Below are 5,168 nucleotides of genomic sequence, written 5' to 3'. Positions count from 1 at the left end.
GCTCACGGACGGCCGCGTACGAGCCGGCGAAGCCGATCCCGGCGATGATCAAGGCGCCGGCCACCACCGCACCGATGAGGACCCGATGTGCTCGGGTCAGCTGGGGTACCGCACTCTTGCCCGCAGCCACGTCCCACTCCCCTACACGAACCACACGACTGAGCGGTTCTCACACTCCCACGATGTGCACGGGGTGTGGCTCATCGGGACCAGCTCTGGGGAGATCGTCTACAAACAGTGATCTACGAAGCGCTGCGCCAGGGGGCGCCCGGGTTGGACGCCGTGCCTGCGACAGAGTCAGGGCGCCCGGCCCGAGGAAGGGCCGGCACAGCATTCCGTCGGAATACCCTGCTAGCGCTTCCTGGTGGAGTTGAGGCGCTTGATCCTGAGAGCGTCCGCGATCGCGGCGATGTCTTCCAGTGCCTCGTTGCGGGGGTCGAGGAAACGTAGGGGGCGCTGAGTGACGATGGTGTCCTTGAAGCGCTGCTTGCGTCGGACGATCGGGAGGAGCTTGGGCAGCCATTCCGGGTTGCTGCGGATGGCCTTCATGGCATCGTCTGCGACGGCTCCGCCGCTGCGCCGAACTTTACCTTCCGCGTCCAAGGGGATGTTCGTGGCGAGGATGTGCTGGACCTCTGTCTTGAAGCCGAAGCGGCGGAACTTGCGTACACCCTTGTCCAGGGTCTCTTCGAGGTCTTGCAAGCCGATGATGTATTTGAACTCGTCAGCCACGCATCCGATGATCTCCGGGCCGACCATGGCGATCGACAGCAGGAGAATGCCGAGGGTCGGGCCGCAGTCGAAGAACAGGATGTCCCATCGTCCTGCGGGCAGTTGCTCGTCGAGGACATTCTGCAGCCAGAGCACGCCGGCGGGGTCGAGTCCGAGGTTGACTTCGGCATCCGCCATCTCAGTCGTGCCCAAGATGAGGTCGAGGTTGGGGATGTGGCGGAATGCCGTGTCTTCTTCGCCGTCACCGATGCGGTAGCGGGCCGGGACGACGGCTTCTTCGAGGGTGTGTGTTCCCTGCAGGACGTCGAAGATCGTCGGCTGGCCGTCGGGTGGGTCTTGGTAGCCGAGGATGTGGGATGCGGTGCGCTGGGGGTCGAAGTCGAAGACTGCCACGGAGTGTCCTCGTCCGGCGGCTTCGACGGCGAGGTTGATGGTGGCCTGGGTCTTGCCGGCTCCACCGGCGATGACGGTGGACGCGATGATCCGGGTTTCGTCCGGGGCGCTCGCGGAGTTCTCGGAGGTTGGCACTGGCTCTCCTGGGGGTGGTGCTGGGCTCTGCTGGTATTCCGACGGAATACGGTCCTGCCTCTATTTGCCACCGAGGCGGTCCAGCTCCCAGTCGGTGGGCTGGTAGTTGACGGTGGACTGGAGGTGGCCAAGGTACTCACGGTCCTGGGCGTCCCAGTGCCGGCTGTCGTCCGAGGCGCGCTCCTCTGCGATGGCCAACGCGATAGCCAAGGCCACATGAGCGGTCAGCCTGGCGTCGCTGGACTCGGCCACCGCCGTGAAGTACTTCTCCGGCTCTGCTGTATTCGATCCCATGGGGTTGACGGCTGACCGCATCCACTGGCAGGCGGTCTCGCGTGCGCTCTGGCTTGGAACAGCAAGGAGGGCGGGGGCGAGGAGACGCAGAGTCTGCCTGGGGTTGGAAGGAACGCCCATTTCTACAAGGGTGCGGCAGGCTTGCACGCGCAGTCGTGCCGCGTCGCTGCTCGGGGTGGCTTCCGGGTCTGTCTGCGCGTCAGTGTGGGCGTGCTCGGTGCGATGCTCGCCGTTCCCCGGTTCTGCGGGATGGGGCTTGGCTGTTTGGGCGCGGGCGCCCGTCTCCATGGCCTTTTCAGACCCTGTCTCGTCCGGGGACTGGGTCTGCTGCTGCGGGAGAGCACGAGTCGGCTTGGCCTTGGGCTCGGAGGGCTTGGATGCAGGTGCCGAAAGGACCCTGGCGGCGGCGAAGGCTGCCTTGATTCCTTCGTCCTTCATGATGAGCCAGGCCTGCAGTTGGTGTTCCTCTGTTGAGAGGCGGTCGAGCAGGATCTCCGCCTCGGTAACAGCAAGGCCGTCCATGATCGCCTGCTGCACTTCCTGTGGAAGCTTGAGCAGCTTGAGACGTCGAGAGATGTGAGGCTGCTTGCTCCCTGTCTGTTCAGCGATCTCAGTCTGCGTCAGTCCGTCCTTGCTCGCGCCTCGAAACGCGATAGCCTCTTCGATCGGGTTGAGGGGAACCCGCCGTAGGTTCTCCGGCAATCCAAGTAGCCTGGCCCGTGGAATCTTGGAGTTTGTGATCTTGCAAGGGGCTGTCTGCTTGCTGGCTCGCTCCAGCGCGATCCTTCGGTTGTGCCCGATGAGAATCACGTAGTCGCCAGAGGGTACGGAGCCAAGCTCTTCGTCCAGCCGGGGGAGCAGTTCGGGTTCCGTGTCTGCCAGACGCTCGCGCCAGTACTCCAGAAACGGTGTCGCCTCGGCGACCGACAGGTCCTGGAGGAGCCCGCCTTCAGCAGCGATGGACGACCGCAGTTGCTCGATGTCTTCGTCGTTGAAGACGAGTCGTGGGTTGAAGGGATTGGGGTGGAGTTGCCCGAGCGGGATTTCGATGATCTCCGCAGCGTCGGGGGCGTCCCAGATGCTGCGCCTCTTCTTCTTGCTGCCGAAGGTCATCGTGGGCCCGGAGGCTCCGGCCATGAGAGTTGCTCCTGTGGCGTGTGGTTGCTGGACTACAACGTGACCCTAGCGTTCCAGGGGCCAGGGCTTCGCCGCCGAGACTGTATTCCGTCGGAATAGGCAACCCACACGGAGCATAGTTGTTGCCCTCTTGCTACCGACCGGTGTCCTGTCCCACTCAACTAGTCGCGCGGTTGAGCTCGTCGAGCAGATCACCGTCCGCAACAGCCTTCTCGGCTACGTCCCCAAGGAGCGCACGGACCCTCTGATCCAGTGGGTTGAGCGACATTTCTCCACCCACAAGTTCGTCGCCTTCCACCGAAGCCCGAGGATCTACGACGCGTTCTTCCCCCGCGAAACCCTCCCGCCACCGCGCCAGCCCGATGAAGCCGACGCGGAAGCACGATGGAGCCCGCTCCACCCCTACTACCGCTGCTGAGTCTGAGTACAGCCTGCTCACATTCCGAGCAACGGGGGCATTGAGTTCACCCCGGCGGTCCTGCCAGGACCTTGATGGCCGGGCGGAGCAATGCGGCTATGTGATCCGCAGGGACCTCACGAAGCGCGGTCACGCCGAGGAGCTGGTGGCCGATGGTCACGCCGAGCAACGCGGTGACAACCAGCGCGGCACGCAGTTGTGGATCCTCGGCAGCAGGCAGGGCGGCACCGACACTGTCGATCTGCCGGCCGAGGGAGACACGGACGTGATCGGCTGCAGCCTGGTCGGTGAGCATGGACCGCATCATCGCCAACGCGCCCTCAGGAAGACCGCCGAGCTTGAGGCCGAGCGAGGCCAGCAACTGATCGACGAGCTCGTCGGTATCAGTAGCCGTCAGCGGGGCGGGGACCACCTTCACGGCTTGGCTGAACAGCTCCCGCTTCGAACCGAAGTACTGCATGACCAGAGCCGGATCGACGCTCGCCGCAGCCGCCACGGCGCGAATGGTGGTGCGCTCGAATCCCTTCTCGGCGAACAACTCCCGAGCGCTGTCGAGGATGCGCACCTCGGTCGCTCGGCGTCGGTCGGCACGGGACTGGCGAGAAGTAGACACCGATTCACTCTACAGCCGTTGACCGAACGCCCGGCCGAACCTACGGTGATTGGGTCAACAAGTGTTGAGCGAATGGAATAGCCCCCGTGTCACCTCTGGATACACCTGCTGCTCGCACCCCTCACGAAGTGCTGACCTGCTACTACCAAGCCATGCTCGACAAGTCCCCGGACGATCTCGCCGATCTCTACACCATCGACGCGGTGCACGAGTTCCCGTTCTCCTCACCCGGCTTCCCCCCGAGCTTCGAAGGACGTGAGGCCGTGCGCGCCGGCTACAGGGCAGCCTGGGGCGCCAGCCCCGTCCAGGTGGAGGAAGTCAGGAGGGTCGCGGCCTACGAAACCGCCGATCCCGAAGTGATCGTCGCCGAGCATGTCGTGGTGGGAACGCTGCCGACCAAGGCCACCACGTTCACCGTCCCCGGCCTCCTGATACTCCACGTCCGCAACGGACTGATCACGCGAGTCCGCGACTACATGGACGGCTTGGGCGTCGCAAGCGCCAGAAAGTGATGGCCCAACCAGTACAGCGACAGCCTCACCTGAGACGAGTCGGTGTCCGTGGCCAATGAACCCAGCCCGTTTGTCACCGAACCCAGCCGCCCGACAGACGTCGGGTTTCTCAGCTGGCCGGCCCCCGGCGCCATGCGGTGCGATGGCGGCGGTAGTAGGAGAGGGTGACGGCTGCTGTCAGCGGGCCCCAGAGGACCAACGGCTGGTAGAGGATGCCGACGACAAGGTTTCCGGTGGGCGTCATGTCCTCGTGCGGATACGTCCACCACCAGGGGACGTTGGCCCAGATCACGGTCAGAGCCGCTGCGCCGAGGGCAGCGGAGACGACGACGGCCATGGGACGAACACTTCGCCCTCCGATCAACGGCATCCAATGCGGAACAACCTCGCCCCACGGCCGCACCAGGCCGATCGTCAGGAAGGCGACCAGTTCACTGAGTACGCTGAGCGCCAGCATCCACGCCTTGGCCCCGAACGTCTCGAAGGGCCCAAAACCCGTCTCTGTGTAACCGCCGGGGTATCCGAGCACCATGGCGATGCGCCACAGCCCGCTCGGCAGGACCACCAGCGTGGTCAGGTGCGCGGCCCAGACCGCCCAACGGGGCGGCGTCGCTACGGATACGGCGGAAGAGAAGGACGGGTGAAAGCTCATGTGACTCATCCTCAGTCACCCCCCGACGCTCTTCGTCAGCCTGCAAGGCGCACTTGTCTGAGCCGCCGGCACGAGACCCGGGCAGCGTGACCAGCCAGGCGACGGAAGCACGGTCATCCTCCGAGACGATGCGCCTGGCCGGCCGTTCGCCTCCGCCGCAACGACTGGGTTCGGTGACAAACGGGCTGGGTTCATTGGCAACGGACAGTCGTGTCCCGTCGCTGATGGCGCTCTCTGAATTTCCCCACTCTGTGATCTCTGGGTCGCCAAACCTGCTCAGTT

General features: G+C 64.7%; 6 protein-coding genes. 2 read left to right on the top strand and 4 right to left on the bottom strand.

The genetic code is table 11. From position 1 onward, the window contains the following. Window positions 1-351 precede the first annotated feature (351 nt). The 3 genes from IE277_RS46130 to IE277_RS46120 form a co-directional block, all read right to left on the bottom strand. Window positions 352-1,260, bottom strand: a complete 909-nt coding sequence (locus IE277_RS46130) for a ParA family protein (RefSeq protein ID WP_189960060.1) — start codon at window positions 1,258-1,260, stop codon at window positions 352-354. Window positions 1,261-1,320: 60 nt separating this feature from the next. Continuing rightward, window positions 1,321-2,691, bottom strand: coding sequence for a ParB/RepB/Spo0J family partition protein (locus IE277_RS46125; RefSeq protein WP_189960059.1), 1,371 nt, complete (start codon window positions 2,689-2,691; stop codon window positions 1,321-1,323). 464 nt (window positions 2,692-3,155) lie between these two features. Beyond that, window positions 3,156-3,674: a TetR/AcrR family transcriptional regulator gene (locus IE277_RS46120; protein WP_229882589.1), complete on the bottom strand. Its 519-nt coding sequence runs from the start codon at window positions 3,672-3,674 to the stop codon at window positions 3,156-3,158. A gap of 200 nt (window positions 3,675-3,874) precedes the next feature. Here IE277_RS46120 and IE277_RS46115 point away from each other — a divergent pair, with 200 nt between their 5' ends. After that, on the top strand, window positions 3,875-4,234 hold the full coding sequence (locus IE277_RS46115) for a nuclear transport factor 2 family protein (protein WP_229882588.1): 360 nt from the start codon (window positions 3,875-3,877) through the stop codon (window positions 4,232-4,234). A 109-nt stretch (window positions 4,235-4,343) separates the two neighbouring features. Here the strand turns inward: IE277_RS46115 and IE277_RS46110 are convergent, their stop codons facing one another. Continuing rightward, window positions 4,344-4,895 (bottom strand): hypothetical protein, encoded by a 552-nt coding sequence (locus IE277_RS46110; RefSeq protein WP_189960056.1) that lies wholly within the window; start codon window positions 4,893-4,895, stop codon window positions 4,344-4,346. 77 nt (window positions 4,896-4,972) lie between these two features. On the opposite strand from IE277_RS46110, the gene IE277_RS48685 reads away from it, so the two are divergent. After that, on the top strand, window positions 4,973-5,168 hold a 196-nt coding region (locus IE277_RS48685), incomplete at its 3' end, for a hypothetical protein (protein ID WP_229882587.1).

The organism is Streptomyces alanosinicus (assembly GCF_014650595.1).
Classification (GTDB): Bacteria; Actinomycetota; Actinomycetes; order Streptomycetales; family Streptomycetaceae; genus Streptomyces; species Streptomyces alanosinicus.
This window is presented reverse-complemented; position numbering and strand designations above follow the sequence as displayed.

Excerpts from the sequence above, each read along its gene's own strand:
- IE277_RS46110 (WP_189960056.1), bottom strand. The coding sequence starts at position 4,895 with ATGAGTCACATGAGCTTTCACCCGTCCTTCTCTTCCGCCGTATCCGTA.
- IE277_RS46115 (WP_229882588.1), top strand. The coding sequence starts at position 3,875 with ATGCTCGACAAGTCCCCGGACGATCTCGCCGATCTCTACACCATCGAC.
- IE277_RS46125 (WP_189960059.1), bottom strand. The coding sequence starts at position 2,691 with ATGGCCGGAGCCTCCGGGCCCACGATGACCTTCGGCAGCAAGAAGAAG.